General features: G+C 65.6%; 21 protein-coding genes. 5 read left to right on the plus strand and 16 right to left on the minus strand.

Features of this window, described 5'->3' with window-relative positions; all coding sequences use genetic code 11:
* Window positions 1–63: 63 nt before the first annotated feature.
* Window positions 64–1,644, minus strand: a complete 1,581-nt coding sequence (locus CVS48_RS23515) for an AMP-binding protein (RefSeq protein ID WP_100856550.1) — start codon at window positions 1,642–1,644, stop codon at window positions 64–66.
* Complete coding sequence (locus CVS48_RS23520) at window positions 1,641–2,528, minus strand: SDR family oxidoreductase (protein WP_100857826.1); 888 nt, start codon at window positions 2,526–2,528, stop codon at window positions 1,641–1,643. The genes CVS48_RS23515 and CVS48_RS23520 overlap by 4 nt, the downstream gene beginning before the upstream one ends.
* 135 nt (window positions 2,529–2,663) lie before the next feature.
* Here CVS48_RS23520 and CVS48_RS23525 point away from each other — a divergent pair, with 135 nt between their 5' ends.
* Together CVS48_RS23525 and acnA are read left to right on the plus strand one after the other, a co-directional pair.
* On the plus strand, window positions 2,664–3,593 hold the full coding sequence (locus tag CVS48_RS23525) for a LysR family transcriptional regulator (RefSeq protein ID WP_100856551.1): 930 nt from the start codon (window positions 2,664–2,666) through the stop codon (window positions 3,591–3,593).
* A 299-nt stretch (window positions 3,594–3,892) separates the two neighbouring features.
* A complete protein-coding gene (gene acnA, locus CVS48_RS23530) occupies window positions 3,893–6,598 on the plus strand; it encodes an aconitate hydratase AcnA (RefSeq protein ID WP_100856552.1) in 2,706 nt (901 codons plus the stop codon).
* A gap of 97 nt (window positions 6,599–6,695) precedes the next feature.
* Here the strand turns inward: acnA and CVS48_RS23535 are convergent, their stop codons facing one another.
* Window positions 6,696–7,472, minus strand: a complete 777-nt coding sequence (locus tag CVS48_RS23535) for a DODA-type extradiol aromatic ring-opening family dioxygenase (RefSeq protein ID WP_167401047.1) — start codon at window positions 7,470–7,472, stop codon at window positions 6,696–6,698.
* A gap of 228 nt (window positions 7,473–7,700) precedes the next feature.
* Here CVS48_RS23535 and CVS48_RS23540 point away from each other — a divergent pair, with 228 nt between their 5' ends.
* The 3 genes from CVS48_RS23540 to efp all read left to right on the plus strand — a co-directional run bounded on the left by CVS48_RS23540 (window position 7,701) and on the right by efp (window position 10,766).
* Window positions 7,701–8,903 carry a DUF2863 family protein gene (locus CVS48_RS23540; RefSeq protein WP_100856554.1) on the plus strand — a complete coding sequence of 401 codons (1,203 nt, stop codon included), beginning with the start codon at window positions 7,701–7,703 and terminating at the stop codon, window positions 8,901–8,903.
* A 6-nt stretch (window positions 8,904–8,909) separates the two neighbouring features.
* On the plus strand, window positions 8,910–10,022 hold the full coding sequence (gene earP / locus CVS48_RS23545; protein ID WP_100856555.1) for an elongation factor P maturation arginine rhamnosyltransferase EarP: 1,113 nt from the start codon (window positions 8,910–8,912) through the stop codon (window positions 10,020–10,022).
* 186 nt (window positions 10,023–10,208) lie between these two features.
* Complete coding sequence (gene efp, locus CVS48_RS23550) at window positions 10,209–10,766, plus strand: elongation factor P (RefSeq protein ID WP_046804079.1); 558 nt, start codon at window positions 10,209–10,211, stop codon at window positions 10,764–10,766.
* 108 nt (window positions 10,767–10,874) lie between these two features.
* Here the strand turns inward: efp and CVS48_RS23555 are convergent, their stop codons facing one another.
* From CVS48_RS23555 to CVS48_RS23615, 13 genes are all read right to left on the minus strand, one after another.
* Window positions 10,875–11,333 carry a DUF1178 family protein gene (locus tag CVS48_RS23555; protein ID WP_100856556.1) on the minus strand — a complete coding sequence of 153 codons (459 nt, stop codon included), beginning with the start codon at window positions 11,331–11,333 and terminating at the stop codon, window positions 10,875–10,877.
* Window positions 11,334–11,477: 144 nt separating this feature from the next.
* A complete protein-coding gene (locus tag CVS48_RS23560) occupies window positions 11,478–12,200 on the minus strand; it encodes a DUF2968 domain-containing protein (RefSeq protein WP_100856557.1) in 723 nt (240 codons plus the stop codon).
* A gap of 117 nt (window positions 12,201–12,317) precedes the next feature.
* Window positions 12,318–13,718: a sigma 54-interacting transcriptional regulator gene (locus tag CVS48_RS23565; RefSeq protein ID WP_100857827.1), complete on the minus strand. Its 1,401-nt coding sequence runs from the start codon at window positions 13,716–13,718 to the stop codon at window positions 12,318–12,320.
* 49 nt (window positions 13,719–13,767) lie between these two features.
* Window positions 13,768–15,864 (minus strand): TadG family pilus assembly protein, encoded by a 2,097-nt coding sequence (locus CVS48_RS23570; protein WP_100856558.1) that lies wholly within the window; start codon window positions 15,862–15,864, stop codon window positions 13,768–13,770.
* A gap of 50 nt (window positions 15,865–15,914) precedes the next feature.
* A complete protein-coding gene (locus CVS48_RS23575) occupies window positions 15,915–16,400 on the minus strand; it encodes a DUF3613 domain-containing protein (RefSeq protein ID WP_100856559.1) in 486 nt (161 codons plus the stop codon).
* 21 nt (window positions 16,401–16,421) lie between these two features.
* Window positions 16,422–17,300: a tetratricopeptide repeat protein gene (locus tag CVS48_RS23580; RefSeq protein WP_100856560.1), complete on the minus strand. Its 879-nt coding sequence runs from the start codon at window positions 17,298–17,300 to the stop codon at window positions 16,422–16,424.
* Window positions 17,300–18,298, minus strand: coding sequence for a type II secretion system F family protein (locus CVS48_RS23585; protein WP_100856561.1), 999 nt, complete (start codon window positions 18,296–18,298; stop codon window positions 17,300–17,302). The genes CVS48_RS23580 and CVS48_RS23585 overlap by 1 nt, the downstream gene beginning before the upstream one ends.
* Before the next feature lie 12 nt (window positions 18,299–18,310).
* A complete protein-coding gene (locus tag CVS48_RS23590; RefSeq protein ID WP_100856562.1) occupies window positions 18,311–19,234 on the minus strand; it encodes a type II secretion system F family protein in 924 nt (307 codons plus the stop codon).
* Window positions 19,234–20,607: a TadA family conjugal transfer-associated ATPase gene (locus CVS48_RS23595; protein ID WP_100856563.1), complete on the minus strand. Its 1,374-nt coding sequence runs from the start codon at window positions 20,605–20,607 to the stop codon at window positions 19,234–19,236. Before CVS48_RS23595 ends, CVS48_RS23590 begins: the two co-directional genes overlap by 1 nt.
* 34 nt (window positions 20,608–20,641) lie before the next feature.
* Window positions 20,642–21,982, minus strand: coding sequence for a response regulator/pilus assembly protein (locus tag CVS48_RS23600; protein ID WP_167401048.1), 1,341 nt, complete (start codon window positions 21,980–21,982; stop codon window positions 20,642–20,644).
* Window positions 21,979–23,310 carry a type II and III secretion system protein family protein gene (locus CVS48_RS23605; protein ID WP_242001180.1) on the minus strand — a complete coding sequence of 444 codons (1,332 nt, stop codon included), beginning with the start codon at window positions 23,308–23,310 and terminating at the stop codon, window positions 21,979–21,981. Before CVS48_RS23605 ends, CVS48_RS23600 begins: the two co-directional genes overlap by 4 nt.
* Before the next feature lie 119 nt (window positions 23,311–23,429).
* Entirely contained in the window at window positions 23,430–24,386 is a 957-nt protein-coding gene (gene cpaB, locus CVS48_RS23610) for a Flp pilus assembly protein CpaB (RefSeq protein ID WP_100856566.1), read from the minus strand.
* Complete coding sequence (locus CVS48_RS23615; protein WP_100857828.1) at window positions 24,383–24,871, minus strand: TadE/TadG family type IV pilus assembly protein; 489 nt, start codon at window positions 24,869–24,871, stop codon at window positions 24,383–24,385. The genes cpaB and CVS48_RS23615 overlap by 4 nt, the downstream gene beginning before the upstream one ends.
* Window positions 24,872–24,881 lie beyond the last annotated feature (10 nt).

Raw genomic sequence — 24,881 nt, forward strand, 5'->3', positions numbered from 1 at the left:
TTTTTTTGACGTCTATCGTGGTGTTGCCCGGCATACGGGCGGTGCAGCCTGGCGGCCCGGCGCTTATACCTTGCGCGCCTGGCCCTCCCAAAACTCGGCGCGCAAGCGGCGCTTGGCGATCTTGCCGTTATCGTCACGCGGTAGCACCGGGCGCAGCAACAGTTCGCGCGGCACCTTGTAGCGGGCGATGCGCATGGACAGCCATTGCATCAGGTCCTGCACGTCGATGTCGCTGTCTGGCGCAGGCTGGATCAGCCCCAGCAAACGTTCGCCGAATTCCGCGTCCGGCACGCCAAACACAGCGCAGTCGGCCACGCCCGGGTACTGGGTCAGGTGGTGTTCGATTTCGGCGGGATAGATGTTCACGCCGCCCGAGATCACCAGGTCTGATTCCCGGTCGCACACGAACAGGTAGCCGTCTTCGTCGACATAGCCCAGGTCGCCCAGGCCGATCAGCCCGTCGGTTTCCACCGCCAGGCGGGCTTCGGGATGGTTGCGGTAGGTGAAGTCGGCGTAGGCGGGCTGCCGCACGTAGATGCGGCCGACTTCGCCGGGCGCGCAGACGCGGCCGTCGTCGCCGTAAACGCGCACTTGCGCCGGCCCGATCGGCCGCCCCGCGCTGCCGGGCTTGGCCAGCGCCTCGTGCGAGTCAATCACGGTCACCATGCCCGCTTCGCTGGACGCATAGGTTTCATGGATGACCGGCCCCAGCCAATCGATCATCGCGCGCTTGAGTTCGGGCGCGCAGGGCGCGCCCGTCGACGCCACGAAGCGCAGGGAGGACAGGTCGAACGACGCCCGCGTGCGCGCATCCAGCTTCAGCAAGCGCACATACATGATGGGCACGAGATAGACGGTGTCGATGCGGTGCTGCTCGATCAGGCGCAAGACTTCAAGCGGGTCGAACCGCGCCGTCAGCACCAGCGTGTCGCACACGCGCAGGGCCACCTGGGCGAAGACGCTGGGCGCGCTGTGGTAGATCGGCGCCGGCAGCAGCGCGCGGCAGCCCGGCCGCAGGCCGTAGGCCTGTTCCACCACGGACTCCACCGCCGCCAGATGTTCGGCCAGGCGGTCTACCGGGAACGGCTGGCGCACCACGCCCTTGGGCCGGCCGGTCGTGCCCGAGGTGTACGCCATGTGGCCGCGCGGGGCGACCACGGGGCCGTCGTAGCGGGGCTGTGCGTTGCGCCAGGCGTTGTAGTCGGCGCTATCGCCACTACCGTTGCCACCGTTGCTATTGCCGTTGCCACTGCCACCATCGCCGCATCCACCGTCTTCGCTGCGCGCGGCGGCCACCGCATCGCCATTTCCCGCGACCCGCAGCGCGGGCAGGCCGGTAGGCAAGGCGGCGTGCACCTGACGCCACAGATCGTCCTCGGCGATCAACACCTTGGCGCCGCTGTCGGCTACCAGGAACGCCACCTCGTCAGCCGTGTAATGCCAGTTGATGGGGCAGTAATAACAACCCAGCCGTTTGCAGGCCTGGATGATTTCCAGGTACGGCATGCCGTTGCGCAGCAGCACGGCGATGACGTCGCCTTCGCGCACGCCCATCGCCGCCAGGCCCGCCGCAACCTGCTCGCCCCGGGCCACCAGCGCATCGCGCGTCAGGCTCACGTCCCCGGCAATGATGCGTGCCGTCATGCCGGCTTCCCCGCGCGTTGCGCCTTGTCTTGCGCGGTGCGCGCTTCGATGGCGGCGCGGGCGGCCGCCCAGTCGTCGTCTGACCAGTCGAAGTACTGCTTGAAGTAGGCGCCGTTGGCCAGGTAATCGCCCCCGTCCAGCGCAATTGTCTGGCCGTTGATCCAATCGTTGCCCGGCCCCAGCAGAAAGGCCGCCAGTTCGCCGATGTCATGGCCGGTGCCCAGTCGCCGCATGGGGTTCTGTTGCGTCAGGGCGTCCTGGCCGTCGCCATTGGGGCGCAAGCGCGCCGTCGCGCCTTCGGTGGGAATAACCCCCGGCGCAATGGCGTTCAAGCGGATGCCATGCCTGCCCCACTCCACCGCCAGCGATTTGGTCATGGCGTCGATGCCGGCCTTGGACATGGCCGAGGGCACCACGAACGGCGACCCGGTCCATACCCAGGTCACCACAATCGACACCACCGCGCCGCGTGTGTCGGACGCAATCCAGCGCTTGCCCACCGCCTGCGTCATGTAGAAGGTGCCCCGAAACACGGTGTCGGCAATGGCGTTGAAACCGCGCGCCGACAATTTTTCGGTGGGGCTGATGAAGTTGCCCGCTGCGTTGTTGATCAGGCCATCCAGCCCGCCATGCGTGGTCCAGATGCCTTCAACCATGGCGTCCACCGCGTCGGCGTCGCGGATGTCGACCGCATGCGCGTAGGCATGGGTGCCGTACTTGGCGCGTAGCCCGGCAGCGGCTTCTTCCACCACGGCCTGGCGGCGGCCACACAAATGCACGGTGGCGCCCAGCGAGGCCAATTGTTCGGCCATGGCCAGCCCCAGCCCCGTGCCGCCCCCCGTGACGAGGATGCGCTGGCCGCGGAACAGGTCCGCGCGGAACATGCTTTGCACCATGGTTTGTCTCCTTTATCTGATCGCAATGCGGTGTGGGAAGCAGATTATCAACGCGCCAATGGCGCGACAATCCTTCAGCCTGAGTAAACTCTGTTTCCTCAGAGGCAACAATCCAAGACAGCCATGTCCGCCTTGCCCGCGCTAGACCTGAACCTGATCCAGCTATTCGTGACCATCGTCGAGGCGGGCACGCTAAGCGAAGCGGCCATGCGCCAAGGGGTGACGCGGTCGCACGTCAGCCGCAACCTGCAAAAGCTGGAACGCGCGTTCGGCGCGCAGCTGATCCGGCGCACCACGCGCCGCCTGGAACTGACGCAGCAGGGCACGGTGCTGTACGAACATGGGGCGCGCATGGCGCGCGAGGTGGAATCGGCGCGACATGCCTTGCAGAAGCTGGGCGCGGAACCCACCGGCCACGTCCGCTTGTCCTTGCCCACCGGCCTGGGCGAACTGGACGCGCTGCGCCCCCTGCTGGTGCGTTTTGCGCTGGAGCATCCCAGCCTGAGCCTGCGGGTTCTGTTTTCCAACCGCGTCAGCGATCTGATTTCGTCAGAGATCGACGTGGCGTTGCGGGTGATTTCGCAGCCCCCGCAAGACTACGTGGCCCGCGAGCTGGGCGACGTGAAATGGCATTTGTGCGCCGCCCCCGATTATTTGCAGCGCGTGGGCATGCCCGCGCACCCGCGCGACCTGAGCCGGTTCGACTTCCTGTGCCCGCCCGGCCCCAAGCCGCAGACCACGCTGCGTTTGAGCCGCAAGGGGCAAACCTATGAAGCCAAGCTGGCGCCCCGGCTGCAATCCGAATATTTCCCTTTTCTGGCCCAGGCCGCGCGCGACGGCGCGGGCATCGCATTACTACCCGCCTACATCGTGCAACCCGACCTGGAATCGCAGCGGCTGCGTGAAGTGCTGCCGGCCTACCGGGCAGAAGGCCCCGGCGACAAGCTGTTCATCCTGACCTCGCCCACGCCCTATCCGTCGACCGCCCAACGCGCCCTGGTCGCCTTCCTGAAGCGGGAACTGGAGCCGTTGCTGCGCGGCTACCTGAACTGATCCGGACGCCCTCTTCCCGGGCCGCGCCTGCCGCCACGCCGCTGTAGGACAACCCTGGTAAAACCACGGGGTCTTGCGGGCTTGGTCCTTGTCCGCCAAAGTAGGGGTTTTGCAGTCGCTGAACGGGACCTGACTGGACTTGGGCTTGAACTTTGACGTGCGACCCAAGTCTTATATAAGATATAAGACATACGGCCGCGCGCGGGCTTGTGTCCCCTACAATGACAAACGCGCAAAAACGCCAGAAAATGCCGCCTGCGCTTGGGCGAACACAGCCGGGCAAAACCACGGAGTCCATCATGCCGCACAACACCCTAGACACTCTCAAGAATTTCAAGATCGGCAATAAATCCTGTCAGTACTATTCGCTGCCGGCGCTGGGCAAGTCCCTCGGCATCGATGTGCAGCGGCTCCCGGTATCGATCCGCATCGTGCTGGAATCCGTGCTGCGCAACTGTGATGGCAAGAAGGTCACGGAAGAACACGTCAAGCAGCTCGCCAACTGGCAGGCCAATGCCCGCCGCGAAGACGAAATCCCCTTCGTCGTGGCGCGGGTCGTGCTGCAGGACTTCACCGGCGTGCCGCTGCTGGCCGATATCGCGGCCATGCGTTCGGTGGCCGACAAGATGGGCAAGAGCCCCAAGAGCATTGAACCGCTGGTGCCGGTTGACCTGGTCGTCGACCACTCGGTCATGATCGACTACTTCGGCACCAAGAATGCGCTGGACCTGAACATGAAGCTTGAGTTCAAGCGCAACCAAGAGCGCTACCAGTTCATGAAGTGGGGCATGCAGGCGTTTGACACCTTCGGCGTCGTGCCCCCGGGCTTTGGCATCGTCCACCAGGTCAACCTGGAATACCTGGCGCGCGGCGTGCACCAGGACAAGAAAAACAACGTCTATTACCCCGATTCTCTGGTGGGCACCGACAGCCACACCACGATGATCAACGGCATTGGCGTGGTGGGCTGGGGCGTGGGCGGCATCGAAGCCGAAGCCGGCATGCTGGGCCAGCCCGTGTATTTCCTGACGCCCGATGTGGTTGGCGTTGAACTCAAGGGCCAATTGCGCGGCGGCGTCACCGCCACCGACCTGGTGCTGACCATTACCGAAATGCTGCGCCGTGAAAAGGTGGTGGGCAAGTTCGTTGAATTCTGCGGCGAAGGCACCGCCAGCCTGACCGTGGCCGAACGCGCCACCATCGGCAACATGGCGCCGGAATACGGCGCCACCATGGGCTTCTTCCCGGTTGACGAACGCACCATCGACTACTTCCGTGGCACCGGTCGCACCGAAGACGAAATCGCCGCCTTCGAAGCCTACTTCAAGGCGCAGAAGATGTTCGGCATCCCCGCCGCCCAAGACATCAACTTCACCAAGCTGCTGACGCTGGACCTGTCCACCGTGGCGCCGTCGCTGGCCGGCCCGAAGCGCCCGCAAGACCGCATCGAAATCGGCAACGTCAAGAACACGTTCATCGACCTGTTCTCCAAGCCGGTCGCCGAAAACGGCTTCAACCAGCCGGCCGAAAAGCTGGCCCAGACCTTCACCACCAGCACCGGCACCAAGATCAAGAACGGCGACATCCTGATTGCCGCCATCACGTCCTGCACCAACACGTCGAACCCGAACGTGCTGCTGGCCGCTGGCCTGTTGGCCAAGAAGGCCGTGGAAGCCGGCTTGAAAGTGCCCAAGCACATCAAGACGTCGCTGGCCCCTGGATCGCGCGTGGTCACCGACTACCTGACCAAGACGGGCCTGTTGCCCTACCTGGAAAAGCTGGGCTTTGACGTGGCCGCCTACGGCTGCACCACCTGCATCGGCAACGCCGGCGACCTGACGCCCGACCTGAACGAAGCCATCACCGGCAATGACCTGGTCTGCTCGGCGGTGCTGTCCGGCAACCGCAACTTTGAAGCGCGCATCCACCCGAACATCAAGGCGAACTTCCTGGCCTCGCCCCCGCTGGTGGTGGCCTACGCGCTGGCCGGCACCGTCACGCGCGACCTGATGACCGAACCGGTTGGCAAGGGCAAGAACGGCGACGTCTGGCTGGGCGACATCTGGCCCACGTCCGAAGAAGTCGAAGCGCTGATGAAGCACGCGCTGGACCCGAAGGTGTTCGAGGCCAACTACGGCCAGGTCAAGAGCAACCCCGGCAAGCTGTGGGAGAACATCAAGGGCGTGGCCGGCGACACCTACAACTGGCCCGACTCCACCTACATTGCCGAACCGCCCTTCTTCGAAGGCTTCGACATGACGCCGGCCGCGATGCCCACCGTCAAGGGCGCGCGCGCGCTGGGCGTGTTTGGTGATTCGGTCACTACCGACCACATCTCGCCCGCGGGTTCCATCAAGGAAACCTCGCCGGCCGGCAAATGGCTGAAGGAAAACGGCGTCATGAAGGCCGATTTCAACAGCTACGGCTCGCGTCGCGGCAACCACGAAATCATGATGCGCGGCACCTTCGCCAACGTGCGCATCAAGAACCTGATGATCCCGTCGCTGCCGGACGGCAGCCGCTTCGAAGGCGGCGAAACCCTGTTCCAGCCCACCGGCGAACAGATGTCCATCTACGACGCGGCCATGAAGTACGTGGCGCAGGGCACCCCCACCGTGGTGTTCGGCGGCGAAGAATACGGCACTGGCTCGTCGCGCGACTGGGCGGCCAAGGGCACGCAACTGCTGGGCGTGAAAGCCGTGATCACCCGCAGCTTTGAACGCATCCACCGCAGCAACCTGGTGGGCATGGGCGTGCTGCCGCTGCAATTCAAGGGCGCTGACAGCGTGGAGTCGCTGGGCATCACCGGCGAAGAAACCTACGACATCTCGGGCCTGGAAAACGGCATCAAGCCGATGCAGGACGTGACGCTGACGATCACCCGCAAGGACGGTTCGAAGCAGGACGTGACGGTGCTGCTGCGCATCGACACGCCGATCGAGGTCGATTACTACCTGCACGGCGGCATCCTGCCCTTCGTGCTGCGCCAACTGCTGGCGGCCTGACCCCGCCACCCGCTTGCGCCCCCCTCTCGGCGGCGCAATGCGAAAGCCCCGAAGCCTTGCGGCCTCGGGGCTTTTTACTGTCCATGCACTTAGCGGGTCAGTCGTCGAACTGATAGGCGTCCATGGCCAGCGCGCTGTACGAGATCTCGTCATTCAAGCGCGTGGCCGACGCACCGCCCGCGCCCAGCGCCACATACAGCGGCATCAGGTGATCGTCATGCGGATGGGCCTGCGCTGCGCCCGGCGCCCGCGCCTGCCAGTCCAGCAGCGCCGGCACGTTGTGATCGGCCAGATTGCGCGCGTACCAGTCCTGAAACTCGGGCACATAGGGCGCCGCCGGCGCGTCTTGCGGCATGCGCACATGGCGCAGATTGTGCGTCAACGACCCCGAGCCGATGATCAGGATGCCCTCGTCGCGCAGCGGCGCCAGGGCGCGTCCCAGCGCCAACTGGCCCGCGGCGTCGCGGCCCATGTCCAGCGACAGTTGCACCACCGGCACGTCGACATCGGGATACAAGTAACGCAACGGCACCCAGGCGCCATGGTCCAGCGGGCGGCGCGGGTCGCGGTCGGCGGTGATGCCCGATTCAGCCAGCAGCGTTTGCACGCGCGCGGCCAGTTCGGGCGACCCGGGCGCCGCATATTCCAGCGTATAGAGCTCAGGCGGAAAGCCGCCAAAGTCGTGCCAGGCCACTTGCTGGTCGCGCGTGGATAGCGCCAGGCCTTCGCCCATCCAATGCGGCGACACCACCAGGATGCCGCGCGGCTTGCGGCCCTGGGCCTGACTCCAGGCCGCCAGCACGGGGCCGGTCAGCCCGGGTTCAACGGCCAGCATGGGCGAACCGTGGGAAACGAATAACGTGGGCCAACGCATGGCGAAGCCTCCAGGAATTAAGTCGATGCCCAGATTTTCGAACGTTTCCGATCAGCAATAAACCCTTACGGCGGGGATGCTCTGTTGCCAATCCGGCATCAATACAGAACCGCCACGCCGCCGCCAGGCCCAACCGCCCCTGCCCTTGCAAACCCTAGCAGCCACGCCGACGCGCGCGGCGGGCGTTAAACTACGTCGTTACACACTTACTGGACGTCCCTCGAAGTTATGGCCCGATCCCGCAGCCAATCCGCTCCCCGCATGACCCGCGACGCCACCCGCCTGGTGGCGCTGTCCCAAGCGCTTAACCGTTCGGGCAGCCGCGTTGAAGACGTGTTCTGGGAGAACCAGCTTGGCGAAGCGATTCCCAAGCTGCTCAAGGCTGGGCAGGACGCCCCGCTGGAAGCGGCCCTGGACCACCTCGCGCAAAGCGACATAGGCGCCTACGAAGTCTTGATCGAACAGGCGGAAACGCTGTCCGAGTCGATGAAGATGGAGAAAGACGGCGTCGTGCACGACGTGTTGCTGATCGTCGCGCCAATTGTCGCGTGGACCCGCTACACCATCCCCACCGGCCCCGTTTCCGCCAGCGCCCAGCAGGCGCTGCTGGCGCAGTTGCACGGCCATGTGCTGTCCAGCCAGGCGCGCACCGCGTTGATGCCCATGCTGGTCAGCGTGGATCAGATGCCGCGCACCTTCGGCGAAACCTGGCAGTGGCTGCAACGCCTGGGCTCGCAAGCCCTGGGCGGCGAAGCCATCAAGCCCACGCTGAACACCGAAGTGGAAACGGCCAACATGCTGGCCGACACGCGCTACATCATCGGCGCCGTTGCCGTGCCCGAAAACGCGCCCATCTTCCGCTGGCAGGAAAGCCTGGGCGAAGCCGACGCCACGCGCGACGCCTGCCAGGAACAATGGGCCGCCCAGGCGCAACCCACCCTGGCCGCGCTGCTGCCCGGCTGCGGCTTCGAAGCCCTGTTGCCGGACGCCTACTACGTCAGCAACCGCGAAGCCGACCGGCGCGTGCGCCCCCTGTCGCTGCGCGCGGCCGTCAGTTGGCTGGAAGGCGCGGTCAACCTGGAAGCCTCGCAACTGCGCGCGGTGGTGGCCGGCTGCGGTGAAAACCGCATCGACGAATACCGCGTCAGCTTCACGGCGCGCAACAGCAATGACGTGTATTACGGCTGCGTATGGCCCTTGTATGGACGCGAGGAAGAAACTCCATCCGACGAAGGCCAACCCGACGTGGTCGATGAAATCGCGGCCTTGCTGAAGGAATACGGCGTCACCGAAATGCGCCGTATCCCCGGTGTGCTGCCGGCGGAATATTGCGAAGATTGCGGCGCGCCCTACTTCCCGAATCCGCTGGGCGAATTGGTACACGCCGAATTGCCCGAGGACGCCGAAGCCGCGCCGGCCAAGTTCCACTAAACGTCCATGCAAGCGGATATTTTCTGCCGGGTCGTCGATAACTATGGCGACATCGGCGTGTGCTGGCGGCTGGCCCGCCGGCTGTCTCAGGGTTTTGGCTGGGATATCCGCTTGTGGGTGGACGACCTGACCAGTTTCGCGCGCATCCAACCCGGCATAGCCGACCACGCCGCGCGGCAGCGCTGCGCGGGGGTGGATGTCGTGCACTGGTCCGAGACCTCCGACCCCACCCTGGGCGCGCGCGATGTCGTCATCGAGGCCTTCGCCTGCGATCCCCCGGACGCCTTCCTGCAAAGCATGCGCCAAGCGCACCCGGCCTGGATCAACCTGGAATATTTAAGCGCCGAAGCCTGGGTGGAAAGCTGCCACGGCCTGCCTTCGCAGCGGCCTGATGGGCTGGTGAAGCACTTTTTCTTTCCCGGATTCACCGCCGCCACGGGCGGCCTGCTGCGCGAACCGGGCTTGAGCGCGGAACGCGACGCGCTGCAAGCGTCGATCGATCTGCAAAACGATTTTTTGCGCGCGCTGGGCGTGGACGACGCCGTGCTCTCGCGCCGCCGCGACGGGGCGCGCACGGTCAGCCTGTTCTGCTATCCCACGGCGCCGGTGCAGGCGTTGGTCAGTGCCCTGGCGGCTGACTCGCGGCCCAGCGTGCTGCTGGCGCCCGTAGGCATCGCGCCGGGCCTGGAAGCCGCCTGCGCGGCGCCCGGCACCCCGTTGCTGGCCCGCCTGCCCTTTGTGGCCCAGCCGGATTTCGACCGCGTGCTGTGGTTGTCGGACCTGAACTTCGTGCGTGGTGAAGACTCGTTCGTCCGTGCCGCCTGGGCGGCGCGGCCGCTGGTGTGGCAGATTTACCCGCAAGATCAGAACACGCACCTGGAAAAGCTTGAAGCCTGGCTAGCCCGCTATCCGGCCCCGGAATCCGCGCAGTCGCTGATCCGCGCCTGGAACGCGCCGCAAGGCGAACAAACCATCGCGGCGGCCGCTGCGGCGCTGGCGCCGGATGCCTGGCACGCCTGGGCCACGGCCGCCCGCGACTGGGACGCCAAGCAGGCCGCCCTGCCCGACCTGGCTGAAAATCTGGCCAGATTTTGCGCAGACTTGGCCAAGAAACGTTAGAATAGAGAGTTTTCTGAGCTGCCCTGAATTTTGTCGGGCCTCAACATGACGCCTCCCGGGGTGTGCAAAAAGCCGCAAGTACGCAATGCAAGTACGCAAAGCAAGTACGCAAAGCAGTACGAAATTAAGCGTACAGCGGCTTTTTGCAAGCACGGCGAGTGCACCCTACCCCCCGGAGTTTTATCGATGAAAACCGCTCAGGAATTGCGAGTCGGCAACGTGGTCATGGTCGGCAAGGATCCCCTCGTGGTCCAGAAAGCCGAATACAACAAGTCTGGCCGTAACGCTGCTGTTGTGAAGCTGAAGTTCAAGAACCTGCTGACCGCCTCGGCCAGCGAATCGGTCTACAAGGCCGACGAAAAGTTCGAAGTCGTTCAACTGGATCGCAAGGAGTGCACCTACTCCTACTTCGGCGACCCGATGTACGTCTTCATGGACGAAGAGTACAACCAGTACGAAATCGAAGCGGAAAGCATGGGCGACGCCCTGAACTACCTGGAAGAAGCGATGCCCGTGGAAGTGGTCTTCTACGACGGCCGCGCCATTTCGGTGGAACTGCCCACGACGATCGTTCGCGAAATCACCTACACCGAACCCGCCGTGCGTGGCGATACGTCGGGCAAGGTCACCAAGCCCGCCAAGATCAACACCGGCTACGAACTGAACGTGCCGCTGTTCTGCGCCATTGGCGACAAGATCGAAATCGACACCCGCACGAACGAATACCGCAGCCGCGTTCAATAAGATCCGGCAGCAGGTACGAAAAAGCCAGGCCCCTGACAACAGGGCCTGGCTTTTTTCATGGGCGCGCTATCCGGGAATGGCAGCGCGCGCCAATTGCGTATTAGGTACCTACTGCAAGCGTTCGTCGTCCAGGAAGTCTGGCACGGCCATGACTTCGATGCCGTCCTCGGCCAGGGCCTCGCGTTCTTCGGGCGTTGCGGTGCCACGGATGGGGCGTTCATCGGCGTCGCCGTCGTGGATACGGCGGGCTTCTTCCGCAAAGCGCGGGCCAACGTTTTCGGTGTTGCGCAACAGCGCCCGCACCTGCTTCATGACCACAGCCTGCACGGCCGCCATCTTCTCAGCGTCGGACGCGCCGGCCGGCACGGCGGGCGGCTGGGCCGGCGCATGCAGGTGCGACACGTTCAAGCGCGGCGCCGACAGCCGCTTGGTGATGCTGGCCGAGCCACAAACGGGGCACGTGACCAAACCACGCGCCTGTTGCGCGTCATAGTCGTCGTGCGAACCGAACCAGCCTTCAAAAATGTGGCTGTGCTCGCACTGAAGGTCGAAAACTTTAAGAGCCATGGTCGATATATGGGGGCCAGCGGTCAGAATACAAGAATCCGCCCGCCGCGCGTGCTATCCCCTTGAAAGCGCAGGGACAAGGCGCCGCGCCCCAAGAAAAAACGGGCCCGCAGGCCCGTCTTGGCACGGCGTAATGAACAACACTTACTTGCCGCGCTTGGCGCCCGGGCCTGCATTGATCTGGGCTTGCTGGGCTTGCAGCGAATCAATCTGGCGCTGCAAATCACGCAGTTGCTCGCGCACGTCCTTTTGCTGGTCCGCCAACGCCGTGGCTTCCTGACGCGACTGTTCCTGGCGCGCCGCCACTTGCTGTTCCTGCTGCATGCGCAAGGTGCGATCTGCCTGCAGCGTGCTGAGCTGGGCGCTGCGGCTGGCCAGAAGCTTTTCAGCATGCGCGTATTCGGCTTGCAGCTTGATGCGCTTGATGTCGACTTCGGCCAGTTCCGCCGACTGCGCGGCAAACGCGCGGTAGGTGGATTCGGCCTGCTTTTCAGACACCGTCTTCAGCACGCGCCAAAAATCCTTCTGCTGGAACAAGGCCACGTAATAGGTCAGGTCCTCGGGCTTGAACAGCAGGCTGGCGCCATACGTACCGTTATAGGCAGTGCGCAGTTCCGACACCTGGCGGCTTTGGATCAGGTCTTGCAATTCGGCCACCGTCGAGGCCGGCCGAGCGGGTGCAGCAGGTGCAGCAGGTGCGGCCGGCGGGGTCACCGGCGTGGCAGCGGCAGCGGCCTGCGGGTCTTCGACCTGCTTGACCGTGGGCCGCGGCGCTTCGGGCTGCGCGCTGGCGCACGCCGCCAAGCCGGACATCACCGTGCCTAACAGCGCCATGCGTGTGGCGGCACGGATAAATTGGACGTTCATGCCTTCCCCAAAAAAATCGTTGCGGAACTATAGCAATTTATTTCGCTCACGGCTGATCCGCTTACATTAGCCGCTGGCGAGTTGTCGCCCCCTAAGGGCCTTCCCCTATTGCAGCAATCAAGATGCCTCGACGACCCCTTCCGCCGTTTCACCCTGGCCGCCACCCAGATGCAGTTTTCGCATCTTTTCCCATAGCACTTTGCGGCTGATGCCCAGCGTGTTGGCAGTGTCCTGGCGGCGCCAGCCATTGACGTCCAGCGCGGCCAGGATGCGGGCGCGCTCGGCGCGTTCGGCATCGGTGAATACCGGCGGCTCGCACATGGCGCTGGTGCCGCCCAGGGCGCCGGCGGCGCGCAGCGGTTCGGCGATCTGATCAAAGATGCGCTCGATGCGGGCCTGGTCCCACCCCTGGAATTGCCGCCGCATGATGGCCACGCGCTCGGCCACGTTGGACAGTTCGCGCACATTGCCCGCGTACTGAGTGCGCGCCACGCGCTCCAGCAGCCAGTCCGGCGGCTCGCCCTCGCCGCCCAGGCGTTCGAGCAAGGCGCGGAAAATCGCGATCTTTTCTTCGCCGCCGCGTTGCTCCAGGTTGGGAATACGCAGTTCAATCACCGCCAGGCGGTAATAGAGATCCGCGCGGAATTCGTCCTGGCCCACCAGCACGCGCAGGTCTTTATTGGTGGCCGCGACCAGCCGGAAATCCACCGGAATCTCTACCGTCGAGCCCAGCCGCGTCACGGCGCTTTGCTCCAGCACGCGCAGCAGCTTGACCTGCTGATACAGCGGCAGGTCGCCGATTTCGTCCAGGAACAGCGTGCCGCCGTTGGCTTGTTCAAAATAGCCCTTGTGCGCGCCGACCGCGCCGGTGAAGGCGCCCTTGGCATGGCCGAAGAAATGCGCTTCAAACAGCCCTTCCGGAATGGCGCCGCAGTTGACGGCCACGAAGGGGCCGTCGGACCAGGCGGCACGGTCATGCAGCAGGCGCGCAATGCGTTCCTTGCCCACGCCGGTTTCACCGTGGATCAGCGCGTTGCTGCGGCAATCGGCAAACATCTCGGCCTCGGCCAGCAGCGCCCGCATGGGCTCGGAAACGGCAATCAGCGGCTGTTCGCGCTTGGGCGCGGACCGGTTGAACCGGTCCAGCGTGCCCAACAGTTCATACAGCAGCTTGCGCAAGTCGGCCGTGGTGAAGGACAGCGGCAACGTGTAGGAATATTCAGGCGGGTAATAGCGCGAATCGCGTCCCCGCGCCTCGGCCGACACCCATATCACCGGCATGGCTTGGGCCGATAGCCAGTCGTAGCCGCTGAAGCGGTTGTCGCCCATGACCGACACCGATACCAGGGCCACGGCGGGGCGCGTCGGGTCGCGTGGCGGCGGGAAAGCGGTGCCGGCGTCCGCGCGCACCAGCATGACGTCCATGCCGGCCAGGCAGCGTTCCGCGCGGCCGGCAATGTCGGACGTGCCTTCCCAGACATACACGTCGAACTCGTCGCGGGCAAATTTTTGGGTCATCGCAGACACCATGCCGACAAAGAAAGGGCGTAGTCCAAAAGCATCCTCATCAGTACACCAGGCGGGGTTGCCCGCAATCCACCGACAGCAGCGATACGTCGGTCTGGCCCACGCTGACGCCCAGCGTGTCCAGCAATTGCTGTAGCACGGCCGACAGGGGCGCCAGCACGGGCTGCAACAGGTTCACCACGATGGACAGCACCCCGCCCACTTGCGAACTGCCGTCCAGCGCCAGCGCCGCAACCGAATTGATGCGGCACTGCCGGATGGCGCTGGGCGTGATCGCCAGCGTGCAGACCAAGTCATTGACGGGCGCCACCAGCAGCGACGTCAGGATATTGCCCACCAATTGCAGCGTGCCGCCCAGCACGCCCGTCAAGCCGCCCGTGGACAACCGGTTGCCCAACTGGTTCAGCGCGGTCGCGGACCACTGCATGTCATTGAATACCTGCGTGATGGACTTGCCGGCATTGCTGCCGCCGCCGCCCACCAGATTGGTGGCAAGCGCCGTGCGCTCCGCGGCCGTCAACGGCGTCCCGGAATTGACCAGATCGCCCAGGATGCCGCCCACCACGGCGTCCGCCAGATTCGAGGCCAAGCCGCCCAGGTCGATGGACGTGGCGTTCACCGTCTGGGTGGATGGCGCGCCCGGCGGTTCCGTCAGCGTGACCGACACCGGTGTCGTGGAATTGAAGATCGGCAGGGTGACCTTGGCGGTCAGGGGCAGAATGCCCAGCACGTTCAACACCTGATGGCGCTGGATGGCGCCGAACGAGCTGGGCTGGCAGCTATTGGTCAGCGACACGAAATTCGCGGCGGTCTGGTCGGTGCTGGATGTCATGCCGGGAAAGCGCCCCAGGCAGATGCTGGCCGCCGCCGCGGTCACGTCGATGGTGGCCTGGTGCTCGGTCAGCGGCGCCTGGCACAGGTTGGTCAGCGTGCCCGTGGATTGCGCCACATCGATGATGATGGGCAGGTCAACCCGCGTGCCCAGGGTGTTTGCCAGCAAGGGCCCCACCAGCGGGATGTTGCTGGTGTTCAAGCGCAGGTAGACGCGTATGCCCGCGCTGGTGGCCTGGGTGCCGATGCCGCCGATGGCCAGCGTGGGCGGTTCCACGACCCGCACCCGGGCGTCCACGCCCAGCAGCGGCACGCTCAAGCCCAGGTTGATCAGGTTCTGCCCGTTGGCCACGACCAGCGCGGTTTCCAACAGGTTCAGCGCATTCACGTTCGCCGCCAGGGCGCCCGTGGCGTCGCCCCCCACCACCGACAGATCCAGCACGCCGCCATCGCCAAACAGCTTCACGGGCAGGTTCAGCGGCATTACCGCCAGCACCGTGTTGATGGCATTGCTGATCAGGCCGATGTCGGCGGCTGCCGTGCCGCTTTGGTTGACGACCGTCAGCGTGGCTTGCAGCAACTGGCCAAGGGTCAGGTTGTCGAGCGCCGCCAATTCCGCCGGCGTGCCCACGCCCGTGGCCACCGACAGCGGCAAGCCCAGCGCCTGCAACAGGCCGGATGGGGTGATGTTGACGCTGGCCAGGCCGGCCGCGTCCAGCACGTCCAACTGCGCGGGCGAGGCGCCCACGGTCGACAGCAATTGCGACAGCAGCCCGCCGCGTTCCAGGCGCAGCAAGCGCGAACCCACGGTGAATGCCGCCACGGGCTGCGTATTGGTGGCCACGGCGTTGACCGATACCGTCGTGCTCAACCCCAAGGTGCCGAACAGACTGGCCAGTTCCTTGCGGATGGTCAGGCGCACGGCGTTGAGTGTCTGCGCGCCGGTGGGGTCGAACACATGCATGCCGCTGGCGTCGGCGCGGGTGGAATCCCACAGCTTGCATTCCACCGTGATGTCGTCGGCCGCGAAGGTGTCAAAGATATTGGGCAGGTTCGCCAAGGCAGACGTCTTGCCGGCCGCGCTGGCGCGCGTGCAATCCGCCGGAGATCCCATGCCCAGCACCTGCACCGCGGACAACGCGGCCAGGTCCGCGGACTTTTGCACTTCGCGCTTCATGTAGTAGCCGTAGCCCAGTTGCGCCACACCCAGCATCGCCACGCCCACCAGCACCGCGAACACGACGGCCACGGTCATGCTGCCGCGCTGGGGGGGCAAGGACACACAACGATGAGGTCTGGCAGGCATGATCGGGCAATCCTGGATCGCAATGCGGTGAGGGCGCGTCGGCGCCGGGGTTAGTTCGTGTTCTTGGTCTCCACGCGCTTTTGCAGATACTCCGGAATCGGATGCGAAAAGCTCTCCAGGTAGCGGTTCCAGGCGGCGGTGGACACCGGCCCCAGCACGGGCAGCATGTTCCCGGCGCGGCGGCCGTCCGCCTGCGCGGCCAACAAGCCCCGCGTGACGTCGCCAAACGCTTCCTCGGCCGGGGCGGCGGGCTGGGCAGCCGGGGTAGCGGTCGAGGTGGGCTGCACGACTTGTGTGGAAGCAGTGGCTGGCTGGGGCTGCGGCATCGGCGTCTGCACCTGCTGCACCACGGGCCGGGTGGGCAGTTGCGCCTGCGGCAAGGCCTGGGCCGGCGCGGCAGCGGGCGGGCTGCTGGTCATGCCGCCGGTCAGCGGCGCGTTCGATTGCGCCTGGCTGGTCAACGGCGCCAAGGCCACCAGCGTGGTGATCAACGCAGCGGTCAGCACTTGGGAAGCGGAATAGCGGGAGTCAGACATGGATCTCTTCCTCAATACGGATTAGCGCACGATGGGCCCATTGCCCAGGCCTTCCATCAACGGACTCATCACCGGCATGATCATGCCGCCGCCGCCCGACATACGGGTCGCCGACGTATCGGCCGCCGCCACGGGCACGGGCGCCGACGGACGCTGCGCGCGGATGTCGGAGGCCATGCGCAGCACCTGGCTGCGCGCCTCCTCGGTCAACTGGGCCTGGTCCATCAGCCGTTGCGCGCGCACGGGCTCGCCCTCCACCAGCAGCAGCACCGCCAGATTGGCCAGCACCTTGCCGTTGTCCGGCGCCAGCTCGGCCGCCTGCCCCAAGGGCACGCGCGCGCCGGCTGCATCGCCCGCGCGCAGCCGGGCATAACCCAGGTCACCCAGAATGCGCGGATCCATCGGCGACAACTTCGCCGCGCGCGCCAAGTCGTCGGCAGCCTGGTCGAACTGGCCGCGCGAGCCGGCGATCAAGCCCAGGCCGTGCCAACCGTCTGCCGCCTGATCGGTGCCAAGCAGCGCGCGATACGCCTGTTCGCTCAGCGCCGTCTGCCCGGTCTGGCGCAAGGCTTCCGCCCGCAGCACCGCCACCCGTGCATCGTTGCCGAACTGTTGCTGATAGGCGTCGATATACGCCAGGGACGCGAAATAGCGCTCCTGGCGTTGTGCTTCCAAAATCAGCGACAGCATCATCTCGGGCGCCTTGGGACGCGCCTTGGCATCGGCCTCTTCTTCCTTCTGCCGCGCCAGCGCCTGTTCCTGCTGTTGCTGCTGGATAAGCTGCCAGGCCGACTCCGCGCTATTGGTCTTGCATCCCGTCAAGCCCGCGCCGGCTGTCACCGTCGCCGCCACCAGGGTCCACCGCAAGACGCGCGCCTTGCTCTTGATTACGCCAGCCATTACATCCCCCCCATGCGCGACATGCCGCGCAATACCGCGATAAACCCCGCCCCGCCCGTCACGATCAACAGCGCGGGCAGCAAGGTCACGATCATGACCCCCGTCATCTTGACGGTGGTCTTGCCGACCTTTTCCTTCAGTTCCAACCTGCGCTTGTCGCGCAGGCGCTCCCCAAACCGATTCAAGGGCTCTTGCACCGCGCCGCCGTGCTGGTCCACCTGCGCAATCAAGCGGCAGATGGCCGACAGGTCGTCGTTGTCAAAGCCCGAGGCCAGCCGCGCCAGCGATTGCTCGCGGCTGCGGCCGCGCACGTGCAGTTCAGACGCCAGCCGCAGCTCATGCGACAGCACCGGCAGCACTTGCGCGAATTCCTTGATCAGCACCTGCATGCTTTGGTCGATGGACAGCCCCACCCCTTGCAGCAAGCGCAGCAGGTCGATCAACAACGGCAGCTCGTCGCCGGCCATCCGCTTGCGGCGCGACAAGCGCCGGCTGACCACCCACTTGGGCAGCATGTAGCCGATGGCGAAGCCGAAGAACGCCGCGGCCAAGCCGCCCATCGGGGAGTCGATCAATTGCTTCTGCTGGTTGAGCAGCACCGCCGCGACGGGCAGCACGATGGCCAGGCCGAAGCGCGCCGCCACGAAGCGCGACCGCGCGGTGCCGGAATTTGCATAACCCGCCATGTCGACCATCTTGCGGTCCTCGGCGGCCATCAGCGTGTCGGCCAGACGGCCTTCGCTCAGGCGTTTGCCAAAGGCGTCGGCAACGCGGGTGGCCGATGAAAACCGCCCTTCTCCCGAGTTCGCGGGCATCGCCGCCGCTGCCGCGCCGGGGTTCTGGCGCGTGGCCAGCGCCTGGTCTATCACCTGGCGGCTGCGGTCCTGCCCGCGCAGGCGCCGCGCCATGCCGATGCCCAACACCAACAGCGCCACGGCCACCAGCATCAATGCCGCCGCCAGCACGGTCGATGAATTCCAGGATTGCAGCATCTCCATCGTCGCCGCCCCTTAAATTGACTTGGCCATGCGATACAGCCAATAGCAGCCGCCAATCTGCAACACCACGGCGGTCAGCAGCATCTTGAAGCCCAGCGGGTCTTCCCACAGCCCCATGAAGAGCTTGTTGTTCGCCACCATGATGAAGCCGGCAATGCCCACCGGCAGCAAGGCCAGGATCCATGCCGACAAGCGCACCTCGGCGGAGCTGGCCGTCAATTCGTTGCGGGCCTGGGCCACGTCACGCATGAAGGCGGCCATGCGTTCCAGCACCTGGTCGCTGCGGCCGCCGAACCGCATCGCCAGCGACACCACGGCAGCCACCATGTACAACTCTTTCAAGCCATACATGCGCGACACCTGCACCAGCGCCGCATCCAGTTCCTTGGCCGACCGGCTCAGGCTGGCCGCCGTTTCCACGACTTCGAGCAGGGGCTGATCCGTTGCGGCCGCCGCCGTCTGGAACGCCGCGCCCATGCTGTTGCCGATGGTGATCAAGCGCACGATGTTGTCCAGGAAGGCAGGCAGTTGCGCAATCATCCGACGCCGGCGCTTGTCGGCGCGCAGCCAGAGCAGGAAGTACGTCAGAACGGCAAGCATGATGAAAGACACCACGCCGGACAAGGGTCCCAGGAACACCCACGCCAGCACCGCGCCCGCGACCACGGGAACGGTGATCCGCAGATAGAACCCCACGCTTTGTCGCACGCCCGCCAGCAGCAGCAGGCGGTCCCAACTGGAAAACCCGCTGCGCAACGCGCGCCCGCCTTCAGCGAACGGCGCGGCTTCAGCCGCTTCGCGGCCCCGCTTGAGCTGGTTGTCCAGGAACGCCGAGCTGGCCGCGCGGCGCGCGCCGCTATTGGCATGGCGCCACAGCAGTACCGCGCCCGAAGCCAGCACCAACGCCAGCGCGCCCAGGATCAAAGCGTCTTGCATCAGCGCCTCCGGCTCCAGAATCCGCCGCCGCCGTCGTTGTCGCCAGGCGGCGTGTCGTTGTTGCGCGCGTCGTTGTTGCGCGCGTCGTTGCGCAGCTTTGCCAGCTTGGGCGTGTGCGGATGGATGCCCAGCCAGTTCCAGCGGTCCTTCTCTTCGCCCTCGGGCGTGGTGAAGGTTTCGTGGCGATACAGTTCCTGCGTCGAGATGACGTTGTCGCCCATGCCGGTGACCTCGGTCACCGACAGCACGCGGCGCTTGCCGTTGGACAGGCGGCCGATCTGCACAATGAAGTCCAAGGCGCTGGCGATCTGGCGGCGCAGGCTGTCTTCGCTGCCCTGAAAGCCCGCGAAGCCGGCCAGCATTTCAATGCGGTACAGGCATTCACGCGGTGAGTTGGCGTGGATGGTGGCCATGGAGCCTTCGTGGCCGGTGTTCATGGCTTGCAGCATGTCCATGACTTCGGCGCCGCGCACTTCGCCCACCACCACGCGATCGGGCCGCATCCGCAGGCTGTTGCGGATCAGTTCGCGAATGCTGACCGCGCCGCTGCCGTCAAAGCCGCCCTGGCGCGATTCCAGCCGCACCACGTGCGGGTGGTTCAGCGACAGTTCGGCGGTGTCTTCCACCGTCACCACACGTTCGGTCTCCGGAATGAAGAACGCCAGCGCGTTCAAGAGCGAGGTCTTGCCCGAGCTGGTGCCGCCCGACACCAGCACGTTGCAGCGGTGCTTCACCGCTTCGTGCAGCAGCCGGTAGATGTCTTCGTCAAAGGTGCCCAGCGTCAGCAGGTCGGCGGGCTTGAGCGGGTCTTGGCGGAACTTGCGGATGGACACCATCGGGCCATCGACGGCCAGCGGTTCAATCACCACGTTCAGGCGGCTGCCGTCGGGCAGGCGCGCGTCCACCATGGGGCTGGACTCGTCCAGCCGCCGGCCGATGGGCGCCAGGATGCGGCGCACGATGCGCAGCACATGCTGGTTGTCAGTGAAGCGCAGCGTCTCGCGCGCCAGCACCCCGCGCCGCGACACGAACACGTTGTCATAGCCGTTGATCAGAATGTCTTCAACGGCCGGGTCGGCCAGCAGGTCTTCGAGCGGGCCCAGTCCCGCCAGTTCCTTGGTCAGCGCCTCGGCAATCTGGCGCATTTCGCCTTCGTTGATCGGCACGCGGCGCAAGCGCACGAAGCTGGCCACTTCGATGTCGACAAATTCCTGAATCGCCGAACGCGCCCAACGACCGAACTCGGCGCCCAGCCCCTCGATACGGGAAAGCAGGTGCTCGTACGCCGCCGTCTTGACTTCCTGAAACCGGTTCGACGAGGCAAAGCCCTTGTCGCCGTCACCGCCGAATTCTATGGTCGCTGTCATGATCATGTCGGATTCCGCCGCCGCCCCGTGAATCTTGCCGTTAACCGACGATCATGCGGCGGTGCACGCCGGGCAGCCACGTGGCCAGCCAGCTTGCCCGCCCGCCGGGAGTGTTCTCTTCCGCGCTGAGTTTTTCCGCCAGCGTCTGCACCGCGCGCACATACACGTCGCGCTCGGCTTCTTCGTGCAGCAGGTGGCCCTGGTTCGTGCAGACCATCAAGGCCAGCGTGCGATCGGGCAAGGTACCCACGAGCTCCAACTGAAAGCGGTCGGCGATCTGCTGCGCGGTCATGCCGTAGCGTTCGTCGTAGCGGTTGACGATCAGCCCCAGGCTGCGGCGGTCCACGTGCAGTTGCTCAAGCTCTTGCAGCAGGCCGGCCAGCGACACCAACGCCCCGACGCTTTGGTCGGTCACTATCCAGTTCTGTTGAGACGAACGGGCCAGGCCCGCCACGAACTCCGGGTTCGTGAAGCCGCCCGCATCCGCTACAACCACGCCGAAGTGTTGGCGCATGCGCTCGAACACCAGCAGGGAGTCGGACTGCGAAACGTCGCGCATCTGGGCAAGGTCGCGCGGCAATGCCAGCACGCTCAGGCCGTTGGCGGTGTGCGCCATCGCCGAGCCCAGCAAGGTGGAATCCAGTCGGCGCAGGTTGCGCGCGGCTTCGGCAAAATCAAAGTCACTGCCGATATTCAGGTAAAGCTGGCAATCGCCCACGGGCCAGCCCAGGTCCATCAAGGCCACGCGGCTGGCCAGCGGCAGCATGGCGCCCGTTTGCTCGGCAGGTTTGGCGGGCTTGGCGCCATTGGCCGCGCTGCGCGTGGCGTGCATCTGCTTCAAGCGGTCTTGCACCATGCCGGCCAAATGCACGGCCAGCGTGCTGGTGCCCACGCCGGGGCGCGCGCCCAGCAGCAACACACTGCGGCGCGATCCGTCCATGCGGCCGCCGCCCGCCGGCAGTTCCAACAGGCGCAGTACAACGTCTTTCACTTCTTCGGGAGCCACCGTGGGGTCGACGAAATCGCTGACGCCGGCGCGCAGCGCGGCAATGGCGCCTTCAGGCTGGCTCAGCAAACCCACCGCCACGCGCGGCACGGTCGGCGCAATGCGCGCCAACACACGTGCCAGCTCGGCGGACTTGAACAGCTTGCCCGGTTCGTCTTCGCTTAGCGTGAAGTCCAGGAACACCACCTGCGGTGCAATCTCGGTCAAGCGCCGCGCCAGCTCTTCGATGCCCGGGGTTTCCTGGGTCAACATGCCCATGTCCCCCAAAGCTTGTCCAAGCTGCGCGGCTACCCCATCGCCTTTTGAGCAAAACAGAAACCGCCTTCCGTTTTGCAGGCCAACCCACTCGCTGGCATGTGTCTTCATATTACTCACCGTGAAAAGCCCGGCATTTGCTGCCCGCCCACCGGGCCCATCAGGTAATAGCCCCAGGCATTGAAAGTCGAATCCGATACTTCTTGCCGCCCGCCCGGCAGCGGCAGCGTCACGCCGCGCGCAATCGGGCGCACCAGTCGCGGCGTCACCACGATCACCAGTTCGGTGTCTTCCTGCGTGTAATCGACGCTGCGAAAGAACGCGCCGATGATGGGCAGGTCGCCCAGCATCGGCACTTTGTTGACCATCGCCTTGGTCTGCCGCGACACCAGCCCGCTGATCACGAAGCTTTCGCCATCGCCCAATTCAACGGTGGTGTCCGCGCGGCGCGTGCGCAGCGCCGGAATGACCATCACGTTATCCGAACCGGTGTTGATGGAAATGCCGTTGGTGTAGTCGAGCTCGCTGGCCTCGGGAGCCACCTTCAAGGAAATGCGGTCGCGCGACAGCACGGTGGGCGTCACGGTCAGGCCGATACCGAATGGCTTGAAGGTGACCGTGGTGGTGCCCAGGCCGCCGGCTTCCGGAATCGGCAATTCGCCGCCCGCCAGAAAGCTGGCGCTTTGGCCGGTCAGCGCCACCAGCGTGGGCTCGGCCAGCACGCGCGCCATGCCGTTGCTTTGCAAGAGGCGCAGGCGCGCCGCAAAGTTGTTGGAGTCGTAGAACAACGAGAAACCCGCGGCAAGGACGCCGCCCGGGGTAAAGCCGCCCACCGACGACGACTGGCTCGAGAGCGGCTGCGCGCTTGTGCTCGCCCACGGCCCCCCGCTGGCCGCGAAGTTGATGCCAGCCTGCTTCAGCACCGAACGCGACACTTCCACGACCTTGACCTCGACCTGGACCACGCCGCCCGTGCCGGCGGTGGACACGTCGACCACGTTCTTGTCGCCCACGGCCGCGGCCGCCGCTTTTGCGGCGGCAATCTGCGCCAGCGGGGTTTCGGAGTAACCGGACACGATGGCGCGGTCGCCAGCGATGTCGACGTTGACGCCGCCGTCGATGCCACGGCTGGCCAGCGCCGCTTGCACCGAAGACGCCACGCGCACGTTCCAGACTTGCGGCGCGGCATTGTTGCCGGTCCATATCTGAAGCTGCGTGGTGCCCGCCTTCTTGCCGTAGATCAGCAGCGAGCCCGCGCCCTTGCCCGTGGCAGGCAGGATTTTCACGTCGGCAACCTCGGGGTCGCCAATGGCGATGCGGCGCGGCGTGGCGCCATCCAGCATGAGGGATTGCTGGCCCTTGACGGCCACCGCGATATCACGGACAAGAGCATTTGCCCCCGTCGCGGGCGCGGCGGTCTGCGCCAGGCTGACGACACCGTATGTCATCGCCGCTGCGGCCGACAGGACGCAGATCATAGTGGTGCGCTGAAATATCTTCATTGTGCCGGATCTAGTTATTTTGAAAGGTCCAGCCGCAGGCGGCACCAGGCCACGCACGGCGATGGTCAATAGCGAACGCGCTCGGATTTATCTCCCCGCACGATTTCGATGGTTCTGCCGCCACCGCCGCCACCCGTCGTCGCCACGCGGTTGACGGGAGCCCGGGCCGCGGGCGTCTTGCCTTCCAGTTGCAGCAGGCTGTCGCCCGCGTACGCGCGGTTAGGGCCGGCCAGCAAGGCCTCGCGCTGCGCCGGCGTCAGGTCGGCGCGCGTGGGCAACACCGTGCCGCGTTTGGCGAACAGCGTCTCGTCGGGCACCGCGTCGTCACCTACCGGGCGCAAGGCCAATTGCAGGCGGCCGGCGCGGCTTGCCAGGATCAGCTCGTTGATATGCTCGACGGGCACCGCCAGCACCGCCGTGCGCGCCGGCTGGCTGGGGCCTTGCTGCAGCATCGATTTTTCTTCCGGGCCATCCACCGAGGCCTTGCCGTACGCCAGCACGCGCAATTGCGCCTGCAGCAACCGGGCCTGGCCGCCCGAGATTTCCTGGCTTTTCTCCACCATGAAGAACACGTCCACCAAATCGCCCGGCGCGATGCGGTTGCCGCCACCCACCACTTCATCGACCGCGATGGCGACGGCGCGCTCCCCGGGCTTGAGTTGCCTGGCAAGGCCTTGCGCCAAGAGGCTGGGCAAGATGGGGTCGCCCGCCGCGACGTCCACGCGCGTCACCGCCCCTTCCAAGGGCGCCATGGTGTCGAAGCTGTTGGACAGCGACACCTGCCATTGCGCCACCGTCAGCATTTTTTCCGCTTCGATCCGGGTGCCGGCGGGAATCGCTTCCTTGGCCACCACAACGGAATAGAACTTGACCGGCGGCGCGGCGGGCGCGGGCGCCGAGGCCACCGGCGCCGGGCTTGCCGGCGGCGCGCCGGGATGCGACGCCAGGCGCCAGGCCAGGAAGGCCAGCACCAGGCCCGCCACCAACAACATGCCCGCGATGATCTTGCTAAGACTGCTCATGGTGTCCCTTGCGATATCTGTACGACGGCTTTCGACGACAACCTGCTTGGAACCCAGTCCTTGTTCGTGCCGGGCAACAGGACGATGAACGACTGCAAGGTGGCCAGCAAAGGCCAGGACTGGGTGTTGTAGGTCATGGCGACGGTGGCGCAATTGGCCACTTGGCCGCCGGATCCCGTCCACGTGCATGGGGCGCTGGTGGTCGCGCAGGCAACCGCCGAACCCGTGGAGAAGACGCTCATGGCGGCCGCGCAGGCAGCGCCCTGCACATTCGGGCTGCCGGTGATCTGTGCATGCACGGCGGCGCGCGCGCCTTCGCCGGCGGCGGCGGCCAGTTGTTGCTGCATCCAGAACAGCACGCCGTAGCCGACCACGGCGCAGATGAAGATCAGCAGCATGGTCAAGGTCAACGACAGCTCAAGCGCGGCAATACCGCGTTGGCGGATCAAGCGAGGGCAATGGCGAAGATGACGGGGCAGAGGCATGGGCAGGGTC

Origin of the sequence: Achromobacter spanius (genome assembly GCF_002812705.1) — a bacterium.
Lineage (GTDB): Bacteria > Pseudomonadota > Gammaproteobacteria > Burkholderiales > Burkholderiaceae_B > Achromobacter > Achromobacter spanius.